19 protein-coding genes are annotated in these 22,901 nt (G+C 41.0%); 4 read left to right on the forward strand and 15 right to left on the reverse strand.

The features are described from left to right. Positions 1-62 precede the first annotated feature (62 nt). Positions 63-4,655: a hypothetical protein gene (locus tag DUT71_RS07565; protein ID WP_113661926.1), complete on the reverse strand. Its 4,593-nt coding sequence runs from the start codon at positions 4,653-4,655 to the stop codon at positions 63-65. 157 nt (positions 4,656-4,812) lie between these two features. Beyond that, positions 4,813-5,370, reverse strand: coding sequence for an RNA polymerase sigma factor (locus DUT71_RS07570; RefSeq protein ID WP_113661927.1), 558 nt, complete (start codon positions 5,368-5,370; stop codon positions 4,813-4,815). A 112-nt stretch (positions 5,371-5,482) separates the two neighbouring features. Between DUT71_RS07570 and DUT71_RS20520 the strand changes: the two genes are divergently transcribed. Further along, positions 5,483-5,617, forward strand: coding sequence for a hypothetical protein (locus DUT71_RS20520; protein ID WP_262510619.1), 135 nt, complete (start codon positions 5,483-5,485; stop codon positions 5,615-5,617). A 106-nt stretch (positions 5,618-5,723) separates the two neighbouring features. Here DUT71_RS20520 and DUT71_RS07575 read toward each other — a convergent pair whose 3' ends face one another. The 10 genes from DUT71_RS07575 to dnaK all read right to left on the reverse strand — a co-directional run bounded on the left by DUT71_RS07575 (position 5,724) and on the right by dnaK (position 17,742). Then, positions 5,724-5,951, reverse strand: a complete 228-nt coding sequence (locus tag DUT71_RS07575; RefSeq protein ID WP_113661928.1) for a hypothetical protein — start codon at positions 5,949-5,951, stop codon at positions 5,724-5,726. A 171-nt stretch (positions 5,952-6,122) separates the two neighbouring features. Continuing rightward, positions 6,123-7,406, reverse strand: a complete 1,284-nt coding sequence (locus DUT71_RS07580; protein ID WP_113661929.1) for an HlyD family secretion protein — start codon at positions 7,404-7,406, stop codon at positions 6,123-6,125. Positions 7,407-7,428: 22 nt separating this feature from the next. Next, on the reverse strand, positions 7,429-9,630 hold the full coding sequence (locus DUT71_RS07585) for a peptidase domain-containing ABC transporter (RefSeq protein WP_113661930.1): 2,202 nt from the start codon (positions 9,628-9,630) through the stop codon (positions 7,429-7,431). 164 nt (positions 9,631-9,794) lie between these two features. Then, positions 9,795-10,919 (reverse strand): TlpA family protein disulfide reductase, encoded by a 1,125-nt coding sequence (locus DUT71_RS07590; protein WP_113661931.1) that lies wholly within the window; start codon positions 10,917-10,919, stop codon positions 9,795-9,797. After that, positions 10,920-11,609, reverse strand: a complete 690-nt coding sequence (locus DUT71_RS07595) for a hypothetical protein (RefSeq protein WP_113661932.1) — start codon at positions 11,607-11,609, stop codon at positions 10,920-10,922. It abuts the gene before it with no gap. A 42-nt stretch (positions 11,610-11,651) separates the two neighbouring features. Next, positions 11,652-11,840, reverse strand: a complete 189-nt coding sequence (locus DUT71_RS07600; RefSeq protein WP_113661933.1) for a hypothetical protein — start codon at positions 11,838-11,840, stop codon at positions 11,652-11,654. A gap of 259 nt (positions 11,841-12,099) precedes the next feature. Then, entirely contained in the window at positions 12,100-13,617 is a 1,518-nt protein-coding gene (locus DUT71_RS07605) for a TlpA family protein disulfide reductase (RefSeq protein ID WP_162795975.1), read from the reverse strand. Positions 13,618-13,680: 63 nt separating this feature from the next. Further along, positions 13,681-13,902, reverse strand: a complete 222-nt coding sequence (locus DUT71_RS07610; RefSeq protein ID WP_113661935.1) for a hypothetical protein — start codon at positions 13,900-13,902, stop codon at positions 13,681-13,683. Between the two features lie 155 nt (positions 13,903-14,057). Next, a complete protein-coding gene (locus DUT71_RS07615; RefSeq protein WP_113661936.1) occupies positions 14,058-15,647 on the reverse strand; it encodes a thioredoxin domain-containing protein in 1,590 nt (529 codons plus the stop codon). A 181-nt stretch (positions 15,648-15,828) separates the two neighbouring features. Next, positions 15,829-17,742 (reverse strand): molecular chaperone DnaK, encoded by a 1,914-nt coding sequence (dnaK, locus tag DUT71_RS07620; protein WP_113661937.1) that lies wholly within the window; start codon positions 17,740-17,742, stop codon positions 15,829-15,831. A 456-nt stretch (positions 17,743-18,198) separates the two neighbouring features. Here dnaK and DUT71_RS20595 point away from each other — a divergent pair, with 456 nt between their 5' ends. Beyond that, entirely contained in the window at positions 18,199-18,375 is a 177-nt protein-coding gene (locus DUT71_RS20595; protein ID WP_394341140.1) for a murein L,D-transpeptidase catalytic domain-containing protein, read from the forward strand. Between the two features lie 18 nt (positions 18,376-18,393). Here the strand turns inward: DUT71_RS20595 and DUT71_RS07630 are convergent, their stop codons facing one another. Next, complete coding sequence (locus tag DUT71_RS07630; RefSeq protein WP_113661939.1) at positions 18,394-19,593, reverse strand: class I SAM-dependent methyltransferase; 1,200 nt, start codon at positions 19,591-19,593, stop codon at positions 18,394-18,396. A 111-nt stretch (positions 19,594-19,704) separates the two neighbouring features. On the opposite strand from DUT71_RS07630, the gene pepE reads away from it, so the two are divergent. Then, the gene (gene pepE, locus DUT71_RS07635) at positions 19,705-20,400 is read left to right on the forward strand and encodes a dipeptidase PepE (protein WP_113661940.1); all 696 of its coding nucleotides are present in this window, start codon (positions 19,705-19,707) and stop codon (positions 20,398-20,400) included. A 13-nt stretch (positions 20,401-20,413) separates the two neighbouring features. Next, a complete protein-coding gene (locus DUT71_RS07640) occupies positions 20,414-20,977 on the forward strand; it encodes a GNAT family N-acetyltransferase (protein WP_113661941.1) in 564 nt (187 codons plus the stop codon). 190 nt (positions 20,978-21,167) lie between these two features. Here the strand turns inward: DUT71_RS07640 and rplQ are convergent, their stop codons facing one another. Both rplQ and DUT71_RS07650 read right to left on the reverse strand, forming a co-directional pair. Continuing rightward, the gene (rplQ, locus tag DUT71_RS07645) at positions 21,168-21,737 is read right to left on the reverse strand and encodes a 50S ribosomal protein L17 (RefSeq protein WP_113661942.1); all 570 of its coding nucleotides are present in this window, start codon (positions 21,735-21,737) and stop codon (positions 21,168-21,170) included. Between the two features lie 135 nt (positions 21,738-21,872). Then, positions 21,873-22,865 (reverse strand): DNA-directed RNA polymerase subunit alpha, encoded by a 993-nt coding sequence (locus tag DUT71_RS07650; RefSeq protein ID WP_113661943.1) that lies wholly within the window; start codon positions 22,863-22,865, stop codon positions 21,873-21,875. Positions 22,866-22,901 lie beyond the last annotated feature (36 nt).

Raw genomic sequence — 22,901 nt, forward strand, 5'->3', positions numbered from 1 at the left:
TTGATCGGTTTATTAGGAATTTATTCCTTGCTCCTTATTCTTTGCTCCTTACTCCTTGCTCCTTATTCCTTGCTCCTTGTTCCTTTCTCCTTAGTCGTCATCTTTTCTTCCAAGCGCTGTAAACGTTCTTCCATTTTACGTTGCTGGGCTTTCAAATCTGCAATTTCCTTTTCTCTGGCATCCAATTGTTTTTGCTGCGCAATGGTATGCAGGTAAAGCTCTTCTACTTTTTCAAGCAACTGTACCGACAATTCCGAAATGTTGAACACGTACTCTCCCCTTTCATTTTGTCTCAAACCCTTAATTCCGGTTACGCCTGGCAAATGTTTGTTTTTATTGATAAAGGCTTCTACTTCCTTAATGGTCTTGAAGGCATATTTGTCATTCAGTTTTGACGAACCTTGAAAATAATCTTCAAATACATAGTCTGCATAAGTTGAAGTTGCAGTGTTTATGGTTCCGTTAACATATAATTGCGCTGTAGCATCTGTTCCGGTAAGCGCAGTGGCACCAGCGCCAATGGCCACCTTACCCGTTTGGTAAATATTTTGGCTATTGGTCGTTGCTGGATTAGTAGTGCCTTGAATTTGCCATGGTTCGGAAACCACCGTTGCCAGGGGCATTTGTCTTAGAACCCCAGTAGCGTCAGCAGTTACTATTTGATCGGTTGTGGCGCCAGTTTGTAATCCTTCAAAACGAACTGGATTTGCACCGCCATTAATATGTAATGGATTGCTTGGAGTAGCAACGTTACCAATACCAACATTACCAGTTGTACCGTGAATGATCATCCGCTGAGTGCCGCCTGTCCTTAATTGTAAAGGGATGGCAGTTGCCGAACCTACAACCAAAGAAGTTGACGTGCCGCTCACTATAATCTGTGCCGCACTATTTAAATCCTGGAACAAATCCAAAGTACTATTGCCCGAAATCAATCGGAGATTTGACCTACCTGTTGTGGTACCATTTGTAATCACTGCGCCATTGGCATAATTAAATTGTGTTTCTCTCGTTTCGGGGCTTGCAACCGGCCGGGTAACATCCCTAAAAAAAAGTCTATTACCGGCCATACTTACTACCCTATCGGCGGCAAGAGTACCGTCGTTTGTATAAATATTTTGATACGGCAAAGCCGATTGGTTTACCCAAGTTGGATTTCCAGAAGCATCGGTGGTTAACACTTGGCTGGTGCCCGCATTGGCTATTTTTGCTACCGTTACTGCATCATCCTGGATTTTGTTTGCGGTAATTGCATTATCCTGGATATGATTTGTACCTACTGCTCCCGTTTGAATAAGACTTCCAGTAATCGAATTATTGGCAATATTAACGGTGGCATCAGTTAGTGTTGCACCTGTTCCCCCAGTAACGGTAAGGTTGCTAGAAGTTAGGTTTTTGCCTATACCCGAAGCCGAAGTGTTTACCGATAGCGTACCATCGGCAGCAACATTCACTGTAGGGTTGGTGGCCGCTTGTTTGACTACACCTAGTGCAGTGCCGTTTGCCGTAGGTACGTTTACCTTATAGTCGGTAGTATTGCCTGTGGTTGTAGACGACACCGTAGTATTGGTACCATCAGAAAGGGTCGTTAGTTTTTGGTTCGATTGGACACCCGTTGGCGTTACTTCTACAGTATAGGCGGTATTGTTACCCGTTACCGCCGAAGTTACCGTAGTAGTAGTTCCATTAACTACCGAACTGGTTCTCTGGTTGTTTTGTACCAGTGCACCAATGTTGAGTGTGTTTACTGTACCTGCTTCGTCCTTGTACGTTAATGTATTTGCCACGGCATCGTAGTTCAGCACCGTTAACGTTTCGTTGGCCTTCACCAGGGCGCTGATGTCGATGGTATTGGCTACGCCCTTTTCATCGGTGTAGGTCAGCACCTTGGTCACATTGTCATAGGCCAGCTTGGTCAAGGTCTCGTTGGCCTTTACCAATGTGCTGATGTCAAGCGTGTTCACCGTCCCAGCTTCGTCTTTATAGGTCAGGGTGTTGGCTACCGCATCGTAGGCCAGTACCGTCAAGGTTTCGTTCCCCTTTACCAGCGCACTGATGTCGATGGTATTGGCTACGCCCTTCTCGTCGGTGTAGGTCAGTACCTTGGTCACATTGTCGTAGGCCAGTTTGGTCAAGGTCTCGTTGGCCTTTACCAATGTGCTGATGTCAAGCGTGTTCACCGTCCCAGCTTCGTCTTTATAGGTCAGGGTGTTGGCTACCGCATCGTAGTTCAGCACGGTCAGGGTTTCATTGCCCTTTACCAGCGCACTGATGTCGATGGTGTTGGCAATGCCCTTTTCATCGGTGTAGGTCAGGAGCTTGGTCACATTGTCGTAGGCCAGTTTGGTCAAGGTCTCGTTGGCCTTTACCAATGTGCTGATGTCAAGCGTGTTCACCGTCCCAGCTTCGTCTTTATAGGTCAGGGTGTTGGCTACCGCATCGTAGTTCAGCACGGTCAGGGTTTCATTGCCCTTTACCAGCGCACTGATGTCGATGGTGTTGGCAATGCCCTTTTCATCGGTGTAGGTCAGCACCTTGGTGGCGTTGTCGTAGGCCAGCTTGGTCAGCGTTTCGTTGGCCTTCACCAGGGCGCTGATGTCAAGCGTGTTCACCGTCCCAGCTTCGTCTTTGTACGTTAATGTATTATTAACCGCATCGTAGGCCAGTACCGTCAAGGTTTCGTTCCCCTTTACCAGCGCACTGATGTCGATGGTATTGGCTACGCCCTTTTCATCGGTGTAGGTCAGCACCTTGGTCACATTGTCGTAGGCCAGCTTGGTCAAGGTCTCGTTGGCCTTTACCAATGTGCTGATGTCAAGCGTGTTCACCGTCCCAGCTTCGTCTTTATAGGTCAGGGTGTTGGCTACCGCATCGTAGTTCAGTACCGTTAACGTTTCGTTCCCCTTTACCAGCGCACTGATGTCGATGGTATTGGCTACGCCCTTTTCATCGGTGTAGGTCAGCACCTTGGTCACATTGTCGTAGGCCAGCTTGGTCAAGGTCTCGTTGGCCTTTACCAATGTGCTGATGTCAAGCGTGTTCACCGTCCCAGCTTCGTCTTTATAGGTCAGGGTGTTGGCTACCGCATCGTAGTTCAGCACGGTCAGGGTTTCATTGCCCTTTACCAGCGCACTGATGTCGATGGTGTTGGCTACGCCCTTCTCGTCGGTGTAGGTCAGGAGCTTGGTGGCATTGTCGTAGGCCAGTTTGGTCAGCGTTTCGTTGGCCTTTACCAATGTGCTGATGTCAAGCGTGTTTACCGTCCCAGCTTCGTCTTTATAGGTCAGGGTGTTGGCTACCGCATCATAGGCCAGCACCGTTAACGTTTCGTTCCCCTTTACCAGGGCACTGATGTCGATGGTATTGGCTACGCCCTTTTCGTCGGTGTAGGTCAGGAGCTTGGTGGCGTTATCGTAGGCCAGTTTGGTCAAGGTCTCGTTGGCCTTTACCAGGGTGCTGATGTCAAGCGTGTTCACCGTCCCAGCTTCGTCTTTATAGGTCAGGGTGTTGGCTACCGCATCGTAGGCCAGTACCGTCAAGGTTTCGTTCCCCTTTACCAGCGCACTGATGTCGATGGTGTTGGCAATGCCCTTTTCATCGGTGTAGGTCAGCACCTTGGTCGCATTGTCATAGGCCAGCTTGGTCAAGGTCTCGTTGGCCTTTACCAATGTGCTGATGTCAAGCGTGTGGGTTGTGCCTGTATTGTCCACGTAGGTAAACTTCGTCCCATCGTAAGAAACGTTTCCACCTACAGAGGTATTGGTCAGGCTTTGGACCAACTGATTTAGTACCTGCGTATTTCCAATAATCTCCTGGAAATTCTTCACCACGTCTGCTGGGACATCGATGATCACTTTGTCTCCTTTTTCGTTAGTATAGGTGTAGGTCCCATCTTGGTTATTCACCAAGGTGGTGATGGTTTCGTTGCCCGCTACGAGCTGTGCCATGTCAAGAATGGTCACCGTACTTGCTTCATCTTTATAAGTGAGCTTTTTGGTGGTAGCGTCATAGCCCAGTACCGTAAGCGTTTCGTTCGATTTCACCATACTGCTAATGTCGATCGTGTTGGCTACCTTTTTCTCATCAGTATAGATCAGTTTTTTGGTCAGCGGATCATAAACGAGCATCGTTAGTGTTTCGTTGGCTTTTACCTGTGCAGGAATATCTACAATGGTTTGCTTTCCATCTTCAGCGGTGTAAATATAGGTTCCGTTCCGGTTATCTACCAAGGTGGTGATGGTTTCGTTAACCTTCACAATATCCTTTAGGTTAATGGTTACTGGCCTTCCCGAAGCATCTATATAGGACAGTACAAAAGTAACGGGATTGTAATCAATACTTGTTGCTTGACCTTTTCCTACGGCAATCCATTTTGTTCCGTCATTGTAGTAAATTCCCGGTTGTACGTCGGCGGTTGTTGCGGTGTTAAACACCATCATCCCTGCAATATGTACGGATAAAGGCGCAGCATCGGTGGTACTCTTCAGTGGCAATCTTACATTTAAAAAACCTTTGTTGGCGCTTCTAAGTTCGAGAACTGCGTCTTTGTTGGGCAATCTGTTACCGTTAACCGTTCCATCTCCCACTTGTTGTTGTGCCGATACGGTTAAGATGCTGCATGCCAATGCAACAAGAAATATCCATTGCTTTTTCATTGTTTGGTTGTTTTCCTTAATAGATGATGTACTTGGGCTACAGCCCCTTTTTATTCTTTAGAAAGGGTACCGCTGGCGATTTACAAGCCAGTGATTTTCTTTCCATGAATAAAGACACAAAGCTTTCTTTGGAGGGGGGGATGCCCGAAAAATAATTTTAGTTGTATAGCGGATTTAACTGCGAACGGATCTTGCGCAGCGCTATTTTTACGTATTCGTGCAAGGTCTGCACAGAGATATTCATCTTCTGGGCTGCTTCCTTGTACTTGAGACCCTCCTGATGGCAAAGCATATAGGCCATCCGTTGGTTAGGCGACAAAGACATGAGGGCAATATTCAGACGGTGCTTAACATCCCGATAGTACAAATCCTGTTGGGTAGTATTTTCGTAGCTTAATGTGGTATGAAGAAACTCCTTTTTGTATTTCTGGTGATGGGAAAGTTTACGGAAAATATTGAGACAATGATTTCGTACCATCTTGTTCAAATAAGGACCAAAATTGTCGATTGTTAAAAAAGCTTCCCTTCTTTGCCATAGTTTCAGGAAGATTTCCTGGACAAGTTCTCTGGCAACTTCATCGCAACAGGTTATTTTTCTGCCAAAGGCGAAAACTTTTTGATGATAGTGTTTAAATAAAGTTTCGAATGCGGCCTGATTGCCGTAGGCGATTTTTTTAAGCAAATCGCTTTCGTCTAACAATTGTTCAATTGCCATAAATATGTTTTTCTAGGTTTGTGGAACAACCTTATCAAAAACGAAGCCAAAAAAAATTTTTTTGATTTTGCACTAAACAACTGTAAAAGAATCAATAACCTTTTTTAAATAGATGAATATTCTCTACTTAATATCCAATTTTGAGCAAGTTTATCCACAATGGAATGACTATCACAAGGAGTTTTACGAGTTTTGGCTGGAGCAAGAAATGGGCGACTTGGAAGTGCCATTACATTGGTCTCGATGACAAGATTTCTACCGTTTTTTTCTGCCAGATGGCTATGAAACTCTCCTGCTGTTGGCAGGAAAAATCACGGTAAAAAGATCAGAATGTCTTCGAAAATTCTATGTTTTTAGGGTTTCCTTGCGTTGAAAATATTGTCGAGAATCGCTTTTTGTTGTTCTTCTTGCAGGGCTTGGGGCTCAAGCTGCTCAAATAACGAAGCTAATTTGTCCTTTATCTCTAGTGTGAACAAAGGATCATTGGCATAATCAAATAATTCGTGAAGTTCGTTTTTGGATATGGTATGCGCCAGATATCGCTTGGCAAGCTCCTGAAGTCTTGAAGGGTTTCTTTTCATACATATAGCGGGCAAAGAGGACTGGTAAGTCTTGCCCGTTATCAATCAAAGATAGCAAAAAAATGGATCCAAACAGCATAAAAAGCCCCTTTTTCAGCATTATTTCATCAATAGATCCGATAAAATTTTCAGCTTGGCCTTATTGTCGAAGCTGATGTTTCCGCAAAGTTGCTATTGGCTAAAGAGCTTGTTGATATTTCTCAAAAACCGTTGCAACAGCGAACTCTCCTTTGTAATAATTTCTGCGTCGGCCATCATCCCCTGTTTGAGCGAAATCGAATTTTTCTGGTCATTTTTGTTCAAATCCATGAAATCTATCTTGGCAAAAAACACGCTGTCTTTAACGGCAACTTCTGTTACGTAGCTAATTTTTCCATTAATGGCACCATATTCCTCAAATGGATAGCTGTGAAGTTTTACCAATACCCTTTGCCCAAGACCAACCTTTCCCATGTTATACTGAGGAATCTGCATCTCGCCAAAAAAATTTGCGTTGCCGGGGTTAATGACAAATAGTTCCTGGTTGGCGGTTACATTTTGGTTTTCCTGTAGGATACCTACATAGCTTAACATACCAGCTGTGGTAGCCCTGATCACGTAATTACGAAGCCAACTCTCGGTTTCGGTGATCATGCTGTTCAATGATTGAATAAATTTGCTCTGTTCTTCCCTGATCGTATTTTCGAGCGTAGCCAATTCTTTTTGCTTGGCCAAATAACTGGTATTGTTGTTGATTAGGGCAGTTGCTGTTTGTTCCAGCGGATATTTACCTGCAAGATACTTATTTTCTTGTTGCTTAAATTCGCTATTAGAGATTACATTTTTGTTTTTCAGCTTTCTGTAGTTTTCATATTCTTCGGCGATATTGGCAAATTCCTGCTGCTGAATGAGCTTTTGTTTAAGGATTTGCTGCTGTAGCTTGCCCAGTTCGCTCAGGTCCTGTTGTAGGTACTTTTTTTGTGAGAGGTAAAATCCACCATGCTGGGTAGCCGAATACCTCAGGAACTCTTGATAAAAATTTTGATAGGAGCTCTGGAGCTCTCCAAGGTTAAGTCCGCTTGGAAGCTGCTGAATGTCTATCTCTTGCGTATTTATTTTTTGGCTCAGGGTTGCCAAATGTGACCTAAGTTTAATCACGTCGTCGTGTTTTGCCGTACTTTCTATATAGGCAAGCACCTGGTTACCAACTACCGGCTGATTATCTTTTACCAAAATCTTAACCAGCTTGCCTTGCTGATGGGCAATTACTCCTTTTGCAGCGTTAAGTGCATTGATCTTTAGCGGTGCCTTCACCACGTCAGGATAGCGGATAAAAGCCGAGCCCAAAATGATCAGCAGCAAAACGCAAAAAACGAGTGAAATTCCCCAGCGTACGATCCACCGTGGCACTGCAGTAATGATTTCGTTTATTTCATCACTGTTTCTATTCAATATTTCTTCTCTGGTTACAGGCATGGGCTAATTTCTTTATGGCTTACTAATTTCCCAGCTCCAACTGGTTTTTAACTAAGTGATAATATTCTCCACGTTGTTTCACAAGCAACTCATGGCTACCCTGTTCTACAATTTCGCCTTTATCCAACACCACAATGTTGTCGGCATTTTTAACGGTACTTAAGCGATGCGCTACCACAACTACTGTTCTTCCCTTGAAAAACGCTTCGAGGTTTTGCATAATGATGCTTTCGTTGTTGGCATCCAGGGCATTGGTAGCTTCATCAAAGAAAATATAGGCCGGGTCCTTGTAAACTGCCCTGGCAATCAATATCCGCTGTTTCTGTCCTTGGCTAAGTCCATTGCCCTCTGCACCTATTTTGGTATTGAGGCCTAATGGAAGGCTTTGGATCAGGTCATCGATGTTGGCCACTTTGATGGCATGTCTGAGCTTTTCCATATCAGGATATTCGTCGGCCACTGCAATATTTTTGGCTATGGAATCTGAAAAAATGAACCCTTCTTGCATCACGGTCCCACATTGATCACGCCAAAAGCCAAAACCGATCTGGTCAAGATGTCCTGCCCCAACCTTAATTTCTCCATTTTGGGGACTGTAAAATCTCAACAGTAGCTTTAGGATCGTTGTTTTACCGCTTCCACTCATTCCCACAATAGCAGTGGTTTTACCGTGTGGGATATGCAGGTTAACCTTATTTAGTACGGATTCGTTTCCAGCGCCCGGGTAAGCAAAGCTGATGTTCACCAAACTGATGGAGTGGTTGGCCGGCAGCACTTTCGCAAAGGTCTTATCTACCGGTTCCTCATCTTCCATTTGGTGTATCTCGTTTAGCCTTTCCAAGCTGATTTTCGCATCCTGCAGTTGCTGGATAAAGCCTAGCAATTGTTCGATAGGGCTGTTCACTTGCCCCACAATGTACTGAATGGCCATCATCCCGCCCAATGTTAGCTGGCCATCTATCACTGCTTTGGCAACCAAAAAGGTAATCAGTATGTTTTTACCTTCGTTAATAAAGAAAGCACCTGCCTGCTGTATCTGTCCCAAGGAAAGGCTTCTGATACTGAACCTAAACAAACCTGCCTGTAAATGTTCCCATTCCCAGCGTTTTTGCTGCTCGCAATTGTTCAGCTTAATTTCCTGCATACCGCCAATTAACTGTACGATACTGCTTTGGTTTTTTGAGGAGATATCAAACCTTTTAAAATCAAGCTCTCTTCGGCGTTTCAAAAAGGCCACTACCCATAAAGTGTACAGCACACTGCTTACCAAAAAAATAAAGAAGATATTAATGTTGTAGTAGGCCAGCACCAAAGTGAAAACCAGCAGATTGAACAATGAAAAAATAGTATTCAGCGATGCCCCTGTTAAAAAGGATTCGATACGTCTTTGATCATTCATGCGCTGCATAATATCGCCGGTCATCTTGGTATCGAAAAAGCCCATGGGCAATTTCATCAGTTTAATGAGGAAATCGGTAAGGATAGAAATGTTGATCCTTGTACTGATGTGCAGCAATATCCAGGAGCGGATAAAATCCACGCTCATCCTGCCTATAAAGAGCATGGTTTGTGCAATAAGTACAATATAAACAAAGTTGAGGTTACGGGTATTGATCCCGATATCAACCACTGATTGGGTGAGGAATGGCACGATTAACTGCAATAAACTGCCGATGCCCAAGCCTACGAGTAATTGGGCAATAAGTTGTTTATAACGATACAGGTAACGTAACAAAAAGCTGAAATTTAACGCTTCACTTTTATCGCCTTCTTGCTCGTAAAATTGTGGTGTTGGTGATAACATTAAGGCGATACCCTGGCTATGCCCATGATGGTGTGTACTCAGCCAATGCTGCAAAAATTCTTCTTCCGTATATTTGATCAGGCCCTTGGCGGGATCAGCAATATGCCAGGCCTTTTTTGAAGAAGATTTAGCGGGGGCCTTAAAAAGTACTACAAAATGGTTTTGGTTCCAATGTAAAATAACCGGCAGCTCTGTTTCTCTTAGTTGTTGCGACGTTAAACGGCTACCCATGGTACGAAATCCTATTTTTTCGGCCGCCTCACTGATGCCAAATAATGATACCCCCTCCTTATTGATCCCAGCGATATCCCTTAGTTTTTGCAGGCTGAAATTTTTGCCATAGTGTTTGGCGATCATGCGTAAGCATGTTGGACCGCAGTCCATTTGGTCGGGTTGTTTATAGAAGGGGAACGTTTTCAAATTATTAGAAATTAGCTATTATGCCACAAAAATTTTAAGATGATTTGTTTAAGTTTATGCACTTATGCTGATTCTTATATCGGGGCCAAGTTAATTCTCTTATTTTTAATCAAGCCAACATCAACAACTGTAATGAGCTGCCTTTTTGTTCAAGTGTACCCAAGCTATTCTTTGAATTTCTGCTCCAAAAATTTCAACAAGTCTTCTCCTTTTAGGTTTTTAGCAACGATTTTCCCATCGGGATCTAGTAAATAATTTTCTGGAATAAACCTGATAGCATACTTTTCCCTTGTTATGCCACGTTGATCAATCAATTGAGGCCATCGACTTATCCCATCCTTCTTTATTGCTTCTTTCCAGAATATTTCTTTAGTATCTAAAGAAATTCCTATTATCTCGAAGCCGCTATTCATATACTTATTGTAAACTTTTATAAAATTTGGAAACTCATCACGACAGGGGGTGCACCAACTTGCCCAAAAATCTATCAAAACATATTTACCCCTATAAGAAGAAATACGACGCATGACACCTAAAGTATCAGGTAGCTCAACATCTTGAAACATCTTACCGACGACTAGATTCTTAGCGGTATTAAGTTTATCTCTCACAAGTTTTGCAGAGGGGAGATTTTTAATTTCCGGAGATAAGCTTTCTAAAATTGTGGAAATTTCTTGCGGTTTGTCTTTTACTCGTTGCTTTTCATAAGGGCGTTCAGCATATTTGATAAGGGCGTAAAGAGCTATCGGTTCAGAAGAATAGTTTTGGTATTTTTTATAAATTTTTTGGTCTATTTCATCCGCTATGGAATCTTTGATCTTTTGAATTTGCTTTTCAACACTTTCGATAGATTGGTTTTCGTAATTTAAATTTTTTAATAGATCCTGTAATTTTAAATTATAGTTCGCAATATCCTTCTCCAGCTTTCTTATCTTCGAATCGAATACTTTATCTCCTTGCCGTATCACCATACGCAAATTTTCATCAAAGTCTATATGATATCTACCGGAAGTTCCCCAGAACTCAATTACTTCATCCGCACCACCTACAAAATTAAATTTGAAAGTATAATGTTCTGGTTCTTTTAATTGCCTTTCGTAGGTAAAAGTGTTTTGATGAGGCCAAATGGTATCGAGAGAACTACTATATTGAGCCAGTCCATCTCTAAACACCACTATTTTCTCAAGTTTTTTAACTCCTGCACCAGCGGGGCCAGTTACTACAAGATGCTGTGCTTTAGCTTCCCCAAAAAGGAAGAAAATCATCATCGCAACAAGGAATTCTTTCATCTATTTTTTAAAAAAGCTATCCATATTTTCTTTCAGTCTTTTACCTTTTTCACTCCTCTTTAACCGCTCAGACAATAAGTTAAACATAGCGTATGGTTCTCCTACATCACGCAAAAGTCTTTCAAAATTCCGATCTATATAAGCTTCATATATTCCTTCTAAGCTATAAAAAGATACTGGAGAGTCTGGAAACATCGCTATAAAAGACTCCAGTCCTTTAGGTGTCTTTTTCATTTCCGATAGAATTTTTAATTGTTTTGTGAACTTTCCTTCCCTTAATAATTCCATGCTATCTCTAATATTACCAGCCGATAATTTTATATTCATATCTTCTAAAATAATCTGCTTAAGATTTTCGTCCCTCCCCACAACCCAAATTAAATTATAAAATTTTGAAGCTACTTCCTTCTTGCTGATGTTAGCTCTCTTATCGAAAAACAAACAGGCATTCTGATAAAATTCACCGTTCAATTCAAACTCTCCCTCAAAATTAAACCTACCATTCTTGATGGGAGCCATTACAAACAATTTATCACTTGATATGGTTCGCTGTTGAGAAAGAGTCGTTAGGTACGCAAATTTATGGCTTACCGTATCCAGCACCATTCCTTCAATTCGAAATTTTACAACTTGCCCTGTTGCTAAAAAAGAAACAACACAAAAAGCAATAACAACCAGAAATACTTTCAATTTATAATTTAATTAAGCCGAGCCCTAAGGCTCGGCAGTTGGTTAATATTTACAATAATTATTAGCACAGTCATCTGCACTATGCACTGTAATGCAACAATTGTAACAAATATCTGGCTTTGTCTTCCAATCTTCACATGCAAAGCCATCATCTACAATTTCAGGTGTAGTGTTGTTACCTCCCATTACTTTTTTCATTTCAGCTCTGCTGAGCAAGTTCTGCTTGTTCATAATTTTTATAAATTTGATTGTTTAAGTTTTGCGGGCCTTCCACGCTGGCCTGCTTATGGCGATAAGGGTAAACGCCCTTACTCGTTGCTGGGGCAGTGTCGCTTGCAATCGTACTGCCCCTTTTTTTTCAAACTTCCCAACCAGGAAGGTCTTTTATCAATCAATTGCTAAGTATCTTTCAATGGGCCAGGTTTAGGATGAGGTAAACTCGTTCTCAAGATGTGCACTGTAGTCAATTTCATTGAAAATTTTGTTTTTGCTATAATAAACTGTTAATCATTCCCTTAACTTCATTACTTCCAGGAAAAGCCGTAAATTTATTCCTGAGCAGGCCTTGTTTATCATATAATAGATAGGATGGAATACCTTCAAAATCAAACTTGTCCATGATATATTTCCATTGACTATCTGCCAGATAATAATGTTGATCGCCTATCCCTTTGATTTTCTCTTCCCATAATTTTCGAGGTGAAGATCCGTTGGTGATATACACAAATACCACGTCCCTATCCTTAAAGTCTTTTTTTGTATCCCTAAATTCCTGCATTGCATCCAAACATGGGCTACACCATGTTGCCCAAAGATCTATAAGCACAACTTTATTTTGATGTTTGGCAAGAATTGCCTCTACAACTTTATCATTCGCAACTGATGAAACATCATTTACAACGGCGGGTGATTTGAATTTATTTGCTTCAACAACCTTTTGATTTTTTCTCAATAAAATTTTAGCAATTTCTCCGGTTTTCCAATAACTTACTATATTTTTCTTTTGTTTTTCGCTTAGTGGCCTTAATTCTTCGCTTAGTTGTTTGCCGTAGGCATTAGCAGCCAAAATATCATAATATAGGCCATTGTCAAATCCAACTAAGTCAGATAAAATAACTTTTACACTTTTTAGCCAAGTAGCAATATCGGTTTCTCCTATTTCTGGGAGCCCTATGAGGTCGTTCTGGAGAATTTCCTTTTGAAAATCTTGAAATGTGAAGCAGTTCAAATATTGTATATCATTGAGCCTAAGATTTTTTAAAAAACGATAATAAGACCTGTCAATCTTTTGGATATCAGGCTTTTTACTTGTATCATTACTTGTATTGCGATAATTAAGCATCATCATTTCTTCGTAACTAAAGGCATTTATTTTATACATCCATAACTGTAGGTCATTAACCAGCACTTCTTTCAATTCTCTTGATAGTAAGGTATCTTTTTTTACAATTGCTAATTTTTCTGAAATAGCCGTTTTAATATGGTTTAGAAAATAGTCAGCACTTTTATCATACAAGGGTTGAAGCGCCCTATTTGGCCTGTATCGAATCATATTATCCATCACTTCAAAGCCTTTGGTTATATCATTCTGATTCATAGTGGGCTTAACGTTGATATTTTCAATATCATTGTCAGAATTATAGGCAATATCAATGTTAGCAACGCCGCCACTTTCTAATTTAATAAAAAGGAGTTTATTGGTATTTAAGTTAGTGTATAAGCCAATCAAAGAAATGTTTGTTTCCACCTCAACATCAATAGCGAACTTCCCAAATTGATCAACAAGCGCTTTGTATTGAACATTTTCTCCGGAAATTGGATGTAAGGCTACGATAGTTACCATAGTACTATCTTGGTTTGTGCTGTTTGCTCTTATTACGCCAGTTACTTTAGCTGTACCAGCAACGATAGCAGGGCTATTTATTAAGCCGTCAACAGGTGGTTTACCTGACAACAAGAGCAAAAAGCAGAATATATAAAGGAAACCTAGTCCTTTCGTTTTAGTCATATACATTTTTGTTTTGTTCTAGCAGGCTTGGTAAAAGGCCTGCCAGAACAATGTAAGTAATTACTACCCCGGAACGTTACAATAAAGTGAAGTCCAAGTACCTTTTACACAGGTTCCGTTCTTTCCTGAATAGCTACAAGATGATCCTTCAGTTTTACCTGAACAAGCTTTTACATTATCATTGGCATCGCCACCACCTAGGCCATCCTCTACAACTTCAGGTGTAATGTTACCGCCCATTACCTTTTTCATTTCAGCTCTGCTGAGCAAATTTTGTTTGTTCATGATTTTTATAAATTTGGTTGTTTAAGTTTTTGCAGGCCTACCACGCTGGCCTGCTTACGGCGGTAAAGGTGAACGCCCTTACTCGTTGCTGGGGCAGTGTCGCTTGCAATCGTGCTGCCCCTTTTTTGCTATCGCTGTCCGGACTTAGGCATATCTTAATTGATCAAATACCTAATATCTTCTAACCTGTACGGTTCTGGCAGTTTGTAGCCATTAATCAATATGGTTGGGGTAAAGGTTATTTCTGCCATTTCGCACCACTGCTTTTGCTTTTTAGAAGCTTCGTTTACCTCGTCTCCCATATTCACTTGATAAGCGCTTGCCCATTCTTCATATTTTTTTTCACGCTGAGCATACCAGTGGTTCAAGGCTTTTTCAACTAACTCTGCCTGATTGGTTAAACTTAATGCCGTTATGTGGCGCGCTACCTTTGTTCTTTGATCATCGTCATGATCAGCAGTGGTAAAAACAATTTTAAGCTGTATATCGTCTCTGGTTTTTAACCATTTATCTAAAATTTCGTGTGCTTTGGCACAAGGCCCGCAAAAGGGGTTGCTTACCATAGTGATTACCGTAGAGGCCTGTGGGTTACCTAAATTAATTGGCGCTATTTCATTAGGCACAGCATAACGTGGTTGTTTAGTTAGGGCATGAACAAATAGCTCGCTGTTGTACTTAAATTTTTTTAATTGTCCTTTAAGCATTTGATGTTCGGCATCTTTGCGCAACATCGGTTTTAAAACATACCAAAGGAGCACCGGAGCCAAAAAACATAAAAGCAGTGTTGGCAAAATACCTATGTTGGAAGTCGTGAGATCAAAGCTAGCGGGCAACAGCAGCGCGGCAGTAACCAATTCTAACCATAAAATGGCCTGTACGGTACAACATAGCACGCACCAGTTTTTATGTCGATATTGGTAAAAAACAGACCAAAAGGTGTAAGGTATGGAGAGCATGTTGAGCCAAATAATGAACGTTAAAGATGAAGGAACAAAAAGCAAAGCCAGGAAACTGCCGGCAAAATAGAAAAACCCTACTTCGCTCCAGCTAAGCCACGAGGTGGCCTGGGCGGCATCGGATTTTAAAACGGCATTACAGTTATTTTTTTTGCCCAAACTACATAAGTTTTGTACCAAAGGGTTATTGGCATTTATACTGTGCAGCAGCAGCAGCACAGAAACACCAATTCCAAAGCATTTGAGCAATAGCAGTAGTCCGTAGCCCCAGCTCATTTCGCTAAAATTGAGGGTCTGTAAAATAGCAATAGCCAGCAATAGTACTACAGCGGGCATTTTTAGGTTAGCGATGGTTTCACGCAGCTGCTTCCCCACATATCCTTCTTCGCCACTTTTCGGTCCTCTTTCTGCATAGAGCAAAATGCCGCTCCATCTTTTTAAAAATTCTTCTTCGCTTATTTCTTTCCTTTTAGATCTTTCATCGCTATAAATAACTGTACCATGGGCTATCTGATGTACCAACATAAACATTCCTCCGTTAGCTGGCGTTTGTGCAATGAACGGGAACTGTAGTTCTTGGGCATTATATTCTTCCTTAGCGATCCGATAAGCTGCGTTTGGGATATGCCATTCATTAAGACAATCGCTCACCGCCATTAAGCTTGGAAAATCCGGATGCTCTTCTAGTTTATTGGCCAAGGTTTGGTTGCTGATTTTTATACCTAGCTCCTTTAGCAAGAGCCGAGGTACCTCAATCGCATTGGCAACTGAGCGAGCGATTAATTTCATACATATTAGGTTAGTTAAAACCAATTTAACGAGTAAAAAACAAAAATGGCAAAGTGTGCAAAATTTGCACACTTTGCCATTCGGCAATTTAAAGCGCTTATTTTTAGGCTTATCGCAAAATTTTCCAACAAAAAAGTCCTGATATTACTACCAGGACTTTTCGTTTGATAAGCGATGCTTATTACTTCTTATCATCGTCTTTTACCTCTTCGTAATCAACATCCGTTACGGTATCGCCATTTTGTTGGCCTCCCGCCTGGCCTGCTGCATCACCTTGAGGCTGCTCAGCTTCCTGACCTGCTTTGTACATTTCTTCCGAAGCAGCATTCCAAGCATTTTGCAATTCAGTTTGTGCCGCATCAATGTCTGCAAAGTTACGAGCAGTATGCGCATCTTTCAGTTTCTTCAAACCGTCTTCAATTGGCGCTTTTTTATCCGCAGACAACTTATCGCCAAACTCTTTCAATTGTTTCTCCGTAGAGAAGATCAATGCATCGGCAGCGTTGATTTTATCTGCCTCCTCTTTAGCTTGTTTGTCAGCCTCAGCGTTAGCTTCAGCTTCTTGCTTCATTTTTTGGATTTCAGCATCAGTTAAGCCCGAAGATGCTTCGATACGGATTTTTTGTTCTTTGCCAGTGGCCTTATCTTTTGCACTTACATGTAAGATACCGTTCGCATCAATATCAAAAGCTACTTCAATTTGAGGTACACCACGAGGTGCTGGCGGAATACCATCCAACATAAAACGGCCAATGGTACGGTTTTGGTTAGCCATTGGGCGCTCACCTTGTAAAATGTGGATTTCTACAGAAGGCTGGTTATCAGCAGCAGTAGAGAAAGTTTCCGTTTTCTTAGTTGGAATGGTTGTATTAGATTCAATTAACTTGGTCATTACACCACCCATAGTTTCAATACCTAACGATAGTGGCGTAACGTCTAATAACAATACATCTTTCACATCACCGGTTAATACACCACCTTGAATAGCAGCACCGATAGCAACCACTTCATCAGGGTTTACACCTTTAGAAGGTTCTTTACCGAAGAAAGCTTTTACGGCCTCCTGAATAGCAGGAATACGGGTTGAACCCCCTACCAAGATAATCTCATCAATATCACCTACCGATAAACCAGCATTTTTCAGGGCCGATTTACAAGGATCAATGGTACGTTTGATCAAGTCACCAGCCAACTGTTCAAATTTAGCACGGCTTAATGTACGGACCAAGTGTTTAGGGCCGCTAGCATCGGCAGTAATATAAGGTAAGTTAATTTCAGTGGAAGTAGTGCTCGAAAGCTCAATTTTAGCTTTTTCAGCAGCTTCTTTTAAACGTTGTAACGCCATTGGATCTTTGTGCAAGTCCATACCGTTTTCGTTTTTAAACTCCTCAGCCAACCACTCAATCAAAACGTGGTCAAAGTCGTCACCACCTAAGTGAGTATCACCATCAGTAGCTTTTACTTCAAATACACCATCACCAAGCTCCAATACAGAAACGTCATGTGTACCACCACCGCAGTCAAACACTACAATTTTCATGTCTTTGTGGGCCTTATCCAAGCCATAAGCCAAAGCTGCTGCAGTAGGTTCGTTAATGATACGTTTTACCTGTAAACCGGCAATTTCCCCAGCTTCTTTGGTTGCCTGACGTTGTGCGTCGTTAAAGTAAGCCGGTACAGTAATTACCGCTTCAGTTACTTCCTGGCCCAAAAAATCCTCAGCGGTTTTTTTCATTTTCTGTAAAACCATTGCCGAAATTTCCTGTGGTGTATATTTTCTATCATCAATCTCCACACGAGGCGTATTGTTATCTCCTTTTACCACTTTATAAGGCACTCTTCCAACTTCTTTGTCCACTTCGTTAAAGCTGTTACCCATAAAGCGTTTGATAGAATAAATCGTTTTTGTTGGGTTTGTGATTGCCTGACGTTTAGCAGGCTCGCCTACTTTGCGCTCGCCGTTTTCCGTAAAAGCAACAATAGATGGCGTAGTACGTTTACCCTCGCTGTTTGCAATAACCACAGGCTCATTACCCTCCATTACCGCAACACAAGAGTTCGTAGTTCCTAAGTCTATACCAATTATTTTTCCCATTTTAATATATATTTTCTTAATTATTTTTTCGTTCTATTTCTTATTAACAAGCGATGTGCCAATAGAGTTTTGGCAGGATTTTGTCAAAAAAAGCGGCAAAAATGTAAACAGAAATCCAAATTCATGCTGACAGCTTGGCAGAAATTGAGGTGAAAGCTGAAGGAGGTTTAAGGTAAAAGGCGAAAAGGAGCGTGTGGTAAAGCCTAAGATGATTTGGAAATGATTGGCAGTATTTCATAGCTAAGCTTGTCCTGCTGTCCGCTACTATCTTTTTGTCTGATGCCTCCCCTATCGCGTCATTGCGAGGAGGAACGACGAAGCAATCTGTCTCAAAACAGCTAACAAAAAGGATATCCGCTTCCATCAGGTTTATGGCACAATGGCCTATACAACAAACCACGTATCCCCTGCACCACCACGATAAAAAATGCAAGGCCTGGAAAAATACAAATCGCTATATTTAATGCCTTCAAAAGAATAATTGTATTGCATTGGCACACACCAGTTCCCCACTATGAGATCTATCCACAAGCCCTATTTGGCCAAAGTGCGGGCTGTCCAGTAATTGCCAACCAACAAACCGCACAAATAGATCACCTATTGATCAAAAAGAAAAAACCCGTTTTATTGTAGATTTACAGTGAGTAAAAACTAGATTTCCAGCAAACGCTCTAAATGATGATAGCCAATTCCGAAATATTGCTTGGTCTCCTTAATCCTTTGCAATACCTCATCCTTGCTCTTTGTTCTTTGTTCTTTACTCCTTAATCCTTGTTCCTTATTCCTAATCCCTACTACCAACACATTTTTTGGGGTATGCACTCCGGATACAAACTCAAACACTTTAGTTTTGTAGCCAAAGTACTCTAAAATTAAGGCACGCAGCCCATCAGTCACCATTTCCGCCTGGCGCTCTAAAAATATTCCATGCTTGGTCAAGAAATTTAGTTCGTTCTGCGCCTTCCCTTTTTCTATTTCTCTACGGATCTGCTTATGGCAACAAGGGGCCACCACAATTAAATCGGCATTAGCCTTTATCCCTTTATAAATGGCATCATCCGTAGCAGTATCACAGGCATGCAAAGCGATCAAAAGATCTATCGCTACTGTATCGTAGCTCTCTATGGTTCCCTCTGCAAAAGAAAGCTGTTCAAACTTTGCATTAACCGCTATTTTATTGCACAAATCCACCAAATCCTTTCTAAACTCCACCCCAACCACATGGGCCTTTTGCTGGTGGTTAAGTAAATAATCGTACAGCGCAAAAGTAAGGTAGCCCTTCCCAGAACCCATATCCACCACATTTTTAATCGTGCCCTCAGGCAGCTCTCTAATCAACGAGCTTAAAATTTCGATGTATTGGTTAATCTGCTTGTACTTATCCTGCGCATTTTTAAACACCGTTCCTCGTTCATCGGTAAGTCCCAGTTCATGAAGATAAAGGTTGTCTTTTGCTAAAATCAATCGTTTCTTTTCTTTGTTATGAGACAGATCTGCTTCCTTTTTCTTTTCCAACGGCTTAGTTCTTAACCTAAAGTTGCCTTTAGCATTTCTCTCCAAAATCATTTCTTCGCTGGTAGAAAATAAAGTAGCCACATGGAAATCGCCAGCTAAGTACCCATCAATAAGCGACAAACCCTCCGCAATCTCAAAGTTTTTGAAAATATCTCGTGTTTTGTATCTGTAATTGAAAGCCAATTGCTGCTTGTTCTTAATCAATACCGGCTTTACGTACAACTGCTTCAGGCCCGCCTCCGTACCTTTGTAGTTGCCCAAGGCTAACTTTACAAAAGCCGATCCCGCAATCACTTTCTTAATTTCATTTACAAAGGTTGTTCCGTGCTGATCCATCTTAATTATTACTGAAGTGCAAAAATACGATTATGCGAATAATAAATCGTTATTCGTAGGCACAACAGTACAGCACCTTAGTTATATTTGCCAAGCACTAATTAAACCGGTATGAATATCATCCTCGCTTCTACCTCTACCCTATTTGGCGAAACGTATTTGGCTTACCTTAAACCAGAACTCATTAAACTTTACCAAGGGGTAAATGAAATCATCTTTATTCCTTTCGCTCGTCCGGGAGGAATTTCTCATGACGATTACACCGCAAAAGCCGCAGGTTTCTTCTCAGAATTGGGAATTAGGCTTAAGGGCCTCCATGAATTTGAAGATAAAGTAGCAGCAATTGAAAAAGCGCAAGGTTTTTTTACGGGTGGTGGCAACACCTTCCTGCTGGTTAAAACACTGCACGAACTTAACTTGATGAGCGTTTTAAAGACAAACGTAGCAAAGGGGAAACCCTATTTAGGCTGTAGTGCAGGAACCAACATTGGTGGTTTAAATATGAAAACCACTAACGATATGCCCATTGTATATCCTCCAAGTTTCGACTGCATGGGTTTGGTTCCTTTCAATATCAATCCACATTATCTGGACCCACAACCAAAATTAAAGCACAACGGCGAAACCAGGGAAACCAGAATATTAGAGTTTTTGACCCAAAACAACATTAAAGTGGTTGGTTTGAGAGAGGGAAATTGGATCAGAAGGATTAAGGATAGGATTACGGTAGAAGGTAGCTTTCAAACCAGAATATTCGAGCAAGGCAAAGCTCCTTATGAAATTGAACCTGGAAGCATTTTAACCTAAAAATAAACCCAGTATGTTGATCAGAAAAGCAAAACGTGAGGAGTCTAAAATTATTGCCAGCTATATCTTCCTAGCCATGGAGGAAATTTCCTATCAATTTATAGGCGAAAATTCTGCAGAAAAAGCCTTACAATTCCTCCACAGCTTAATTGAAGAAACGAATAATCAATATTCCTACGAGAACTGTTGGCTGGTTGAATTTGAAAATGAAATTATAGCAGCAGCATTGGTATATGATGGTAGCAAATTACATGAGCTAAGAGAACCCGTAGCTCGGCAGATACAAGCAATGTTCAATAGGCCATTTAACCCTGAAGATGAAACCCAAGCTGGTGAATATTACATTGATTGTGTTGGGGTAAATCCCAACCAACAAGGTAAGGGCATCGGGTCAAAAATATTTCAGTTTCTAATTGATGAGTACGTTTACAAAAGAAATGAAACACTTGGCTTGTTAGTAGACTGCAATAATCCAAACGCCAAAAGGTTGTATTTAAAATTAGGCTTTGAAGTTGTTGGAGAGAAAACGCTGGTAGGCAAAAAACTGGAACACCTACAATTCAAGAAGAAGAATTAAGCCCGCCTATTTAGTGTGGATATAGGATTATTTTAGCTTTGTTTTAGACACACAGCACAAACCCAATAGCATTAACAAAACGTTGTGGCCCATCAATTTCTATTCACAAAATATCAAATCCCCCCGCATTTGCGCATAAAAAAACCCTTCAGGAAATCCTAAAGGGCTTAAGCATAATAAGTTAGTTAGATTACGCTTTTTGCTCTTCTGCATCATCAGCAGCTGGCGCCTCAGGAGCAGCTTCTTCTGCCGCAGGGGCTTCAGCAACTTCTTCCTTAACTTCAGCAACTGGAGCCGCTTCTTCTTTAACTTCTGCAGCAGGAGCATCAGCTTTTTTAGCTTTTGTTCTTCCTCTACGCGTAGTTTTCTTTTCAGCAACTGCTGTATCTTTTCCGTATACTTCGTTGTAATCTACCAATTCGATCAACGCCATTTCTGCGTTATCACCTAAACGATTGTTTAACTTGATGATACGAGTATAACCACCTGGACGGTTAGCAACCTTAGCTGCTACGTCACGGAACAACTCTGTTACTACTTCTTTGTCTTTCAAGTAAGCAAATACTGTACGACGTGAGTGAGTAGTATCGTTTTTAGATTTAGTGATGATTGGCTCTACATAAACACGTAAAGCTTTTGCTTTAGCTAATGTAGTAGTGATTCTCTTGTGCGTGATCAAAGAAGAAGCCATATTAGCCAACATCGCTTTTCTGTGCGAAGTAGTTCTTCCTAAGTGATTGTGTTTTTTACCGTGTCTCATTTTATTGTTTATAAAGTGTGTACCGTCTCTTTGAACTTAATCTGAGGGAATTACACACAGTGAATTAATTTTAATTCTTTAAGTGATAGGTTATAAGTGATACGTATAACGTAGAACTTACATCCTATAACTTTTTTACTCTTCGTCTAACTTAAATTTAGAAAGGTTCATTCCAAACGATAATTGCTTAGATTTTACCAGTTCCTGGATTTCAGTTAACGACTTTTTACCGAAGTTTCTGAATTTTAACATATCAGCAACGTCGTATGATACCAGATCAGCCAAAGTGCGAATGTCAGCTGCTTTTAAACAGTTTAACGCACGTACCGAAAGATCTAGATCTACCAATTCAGTTTTAAGGATTTTACGCATGTGCAAAATTTCCTCATCAACTTCTTTAGTTTCCTCTTTAGCTTGAGATTCCAATACTAAATTCTCATCGGAGAATAGCATAAAGTGTTGGATCAAAATCTTAGCGGCCTCTTTCAAAGCTTCTTCTGGATGGATAGATCCATCGGTAGAAATATCTAAGATCAATTTCTCATAGTCGGTTTTTTGCTCAACACGATAGTTCTCGATCGTGTATTTTACGTTTTTCATTGGCGTAAAAATCGAGTCGATCGCGATTACGCCAACTACACTATCAGAAATTTTGTTCTCTTCAGCTGGAACATAGCCACGTCCTTTGTTAACTGTTAGTTCAACTTCCAAAGTAACGTTTTTCTCCATGTTGCAAACCACCAACTCTGGGTTTAACACCTCAAAATTGTTTGAGAACTTAGTAATATCTCCTGCCAGGAACTGCTCTTGACCATTTACAATGATAAAGATTTTCTCAGAATCACCAGACTCACCTGTTTTCTTAAAACGAACTTGTTTCAAGTTAAGGATGATCTCTGTCAAATCTTCAACTACACCTTTGATAGTAGAAAACTCATGAGAAACGCCTGAAAAACGAATGCTGGTAATAGCATAGCCTTCCAAAGAAGAAAGTAAAATTCTTCTTAGGGCGTTACCAATTGTTACACCGAAACCGGGCTCTAAAGGACGAAATTCAAATTGACCATCGAAATCTGTTGATTTCTGCATGATTACCTTATCTGGCTTCTGAAATGCTAAAATTGCCATTTATTAATGTTTTTAGATCGTTTATTAATGTTGTGT

It is taken from the genome of Pedobacter nanyangensis, from assembly GCF_003313505.1.
In the GTDB taxonomy this organism is placed as follows: Bacteria; Bacteroidota; Bacteroidia; order Sphingobacteriales; family Sphingobacteriaceae; genus Pedobacter; species Pedobacter nanyangensis.

What these genes read in the sequence shown, in the direction of transcription:
- DUT71_RS07605 (WP_162795975.1), bottom strand. Translation starts at nt 13,617, where the DNA reads ATGACTAAAACGAAAGGACTAGGTTTCCTTTATATATTCTGCTTTTTG.
- pepE (WP_113661940.1), top strand. Translation starts at nt 19,705, where the DNA reads ATGAATATCATCCTCGCTTCTACCTCTACCCTATTTGGCGAAACGTAT.
- DUT71_RS07580 (WP_113661929.1), bottom strand. Translation starts at nt 7,406, where the DNA reads ATGCCTGTAACCAGAGAAGAAATATTGAATAGAAACAGTGATGAAATA.
- DUT71_RS07630 (WP_113661939.1), bottom strand. Translation starts at nt 19,593, where the DNA reads ATGGATCAGCACGGAACAACCTTTGTAAATGAAATTAAGAAAGTGATT.
- dnaK (WP_113661937.1), bottom strand. Translation starts at nt 17,742, where the DNA reads ATGGGAAAAATAATTGGTATAGACTTAGGAACTACGAACTCTTGTGTT.
- DUT71_RS07640 (WP_113661941.1), top strand. Translation starts at nt 20,414, where the DNA reads ATGTTGATCAGAAAAGCAAAACGTGAGGAGTCTAAAATTATTGCCAGC.
- DUT71_RS20520 (WP_262510619.1), top strand. Translation starts at nt 5,483, where the DNA reads ATGAATATTCTCTACTTAATATCCAATTTTGAGCAAGTTTATCCACAA.
- rplQ (WP_113661942.1), bottom strand. Translation starts at nt 21,737, where the DNA reads ATGAGACACGGTAAAAAACACAATCACTTAGGAAGAACTACTTCGCAC.
- DUT71_RS07565 (WP_113661926.1), bottom strand. Translation starts at nt 4,655, where the DNA reads ATGAAAAAGCAATGGATATTTCTTGTTGCATTGGCATGCAGCATCTTA.
- DUT71_RS07610 (WP_113661935.1), bottom strand. Translation starts at nt 13,902, where the DNA reads ATGAACAAACAAAATTTGCTCAGCAGAGCTGAAATGAAAAAGGTAATG.
- DUT71_RS07615 (WP_113661936.1), bottom strand. Translation starts at nt 15,647, where the DNA reads ATGAAATTAATCGCTCGCTCAGTTGCCAATGCGATTGAGGTACCTCGG.
- DUT71_RS07590 (WP_113661931.1), bottom strand. Translation starts at nt 10,919, where the DNA reads ATGAAAGAATTCCTTGTTGCGATGATGATTTTCTTCCTTTTTGGGGAA.
- DUT71_RS07600 (WP_113661933.1), bottom strand. Translation starts at nt 11,840, where the DNA reads ATGAACAAGCAGAACTTGCTCAGCAGAGCTGAAATGAAAAAAGTAATG.
- DUT71_RS07650 (WP_113661943.1), bottom strand. Translation starts at nt 22,865, where the DNA reads ATGGCAATTTTAGCATTTCAGAAGCCAGATAAGGTAATCATGCAGAAA.
- DUT71_RS07575 (WP_113661928.1), bottom strand. Translation starts at nt 5,951, where the DNA reads ATGAAAAGAAACCCTTCAAGACTTCAGGAGCTTGCCAAGCGATATCTG.
- DUT71_RS07570 (WP_113661927.1), bottom strand. Translation starts at nt 5,370, where the DNA reads ATGGCAATTGAACAATTGTTAGACGAAAGCGATTTGCTTAAAAAAATC.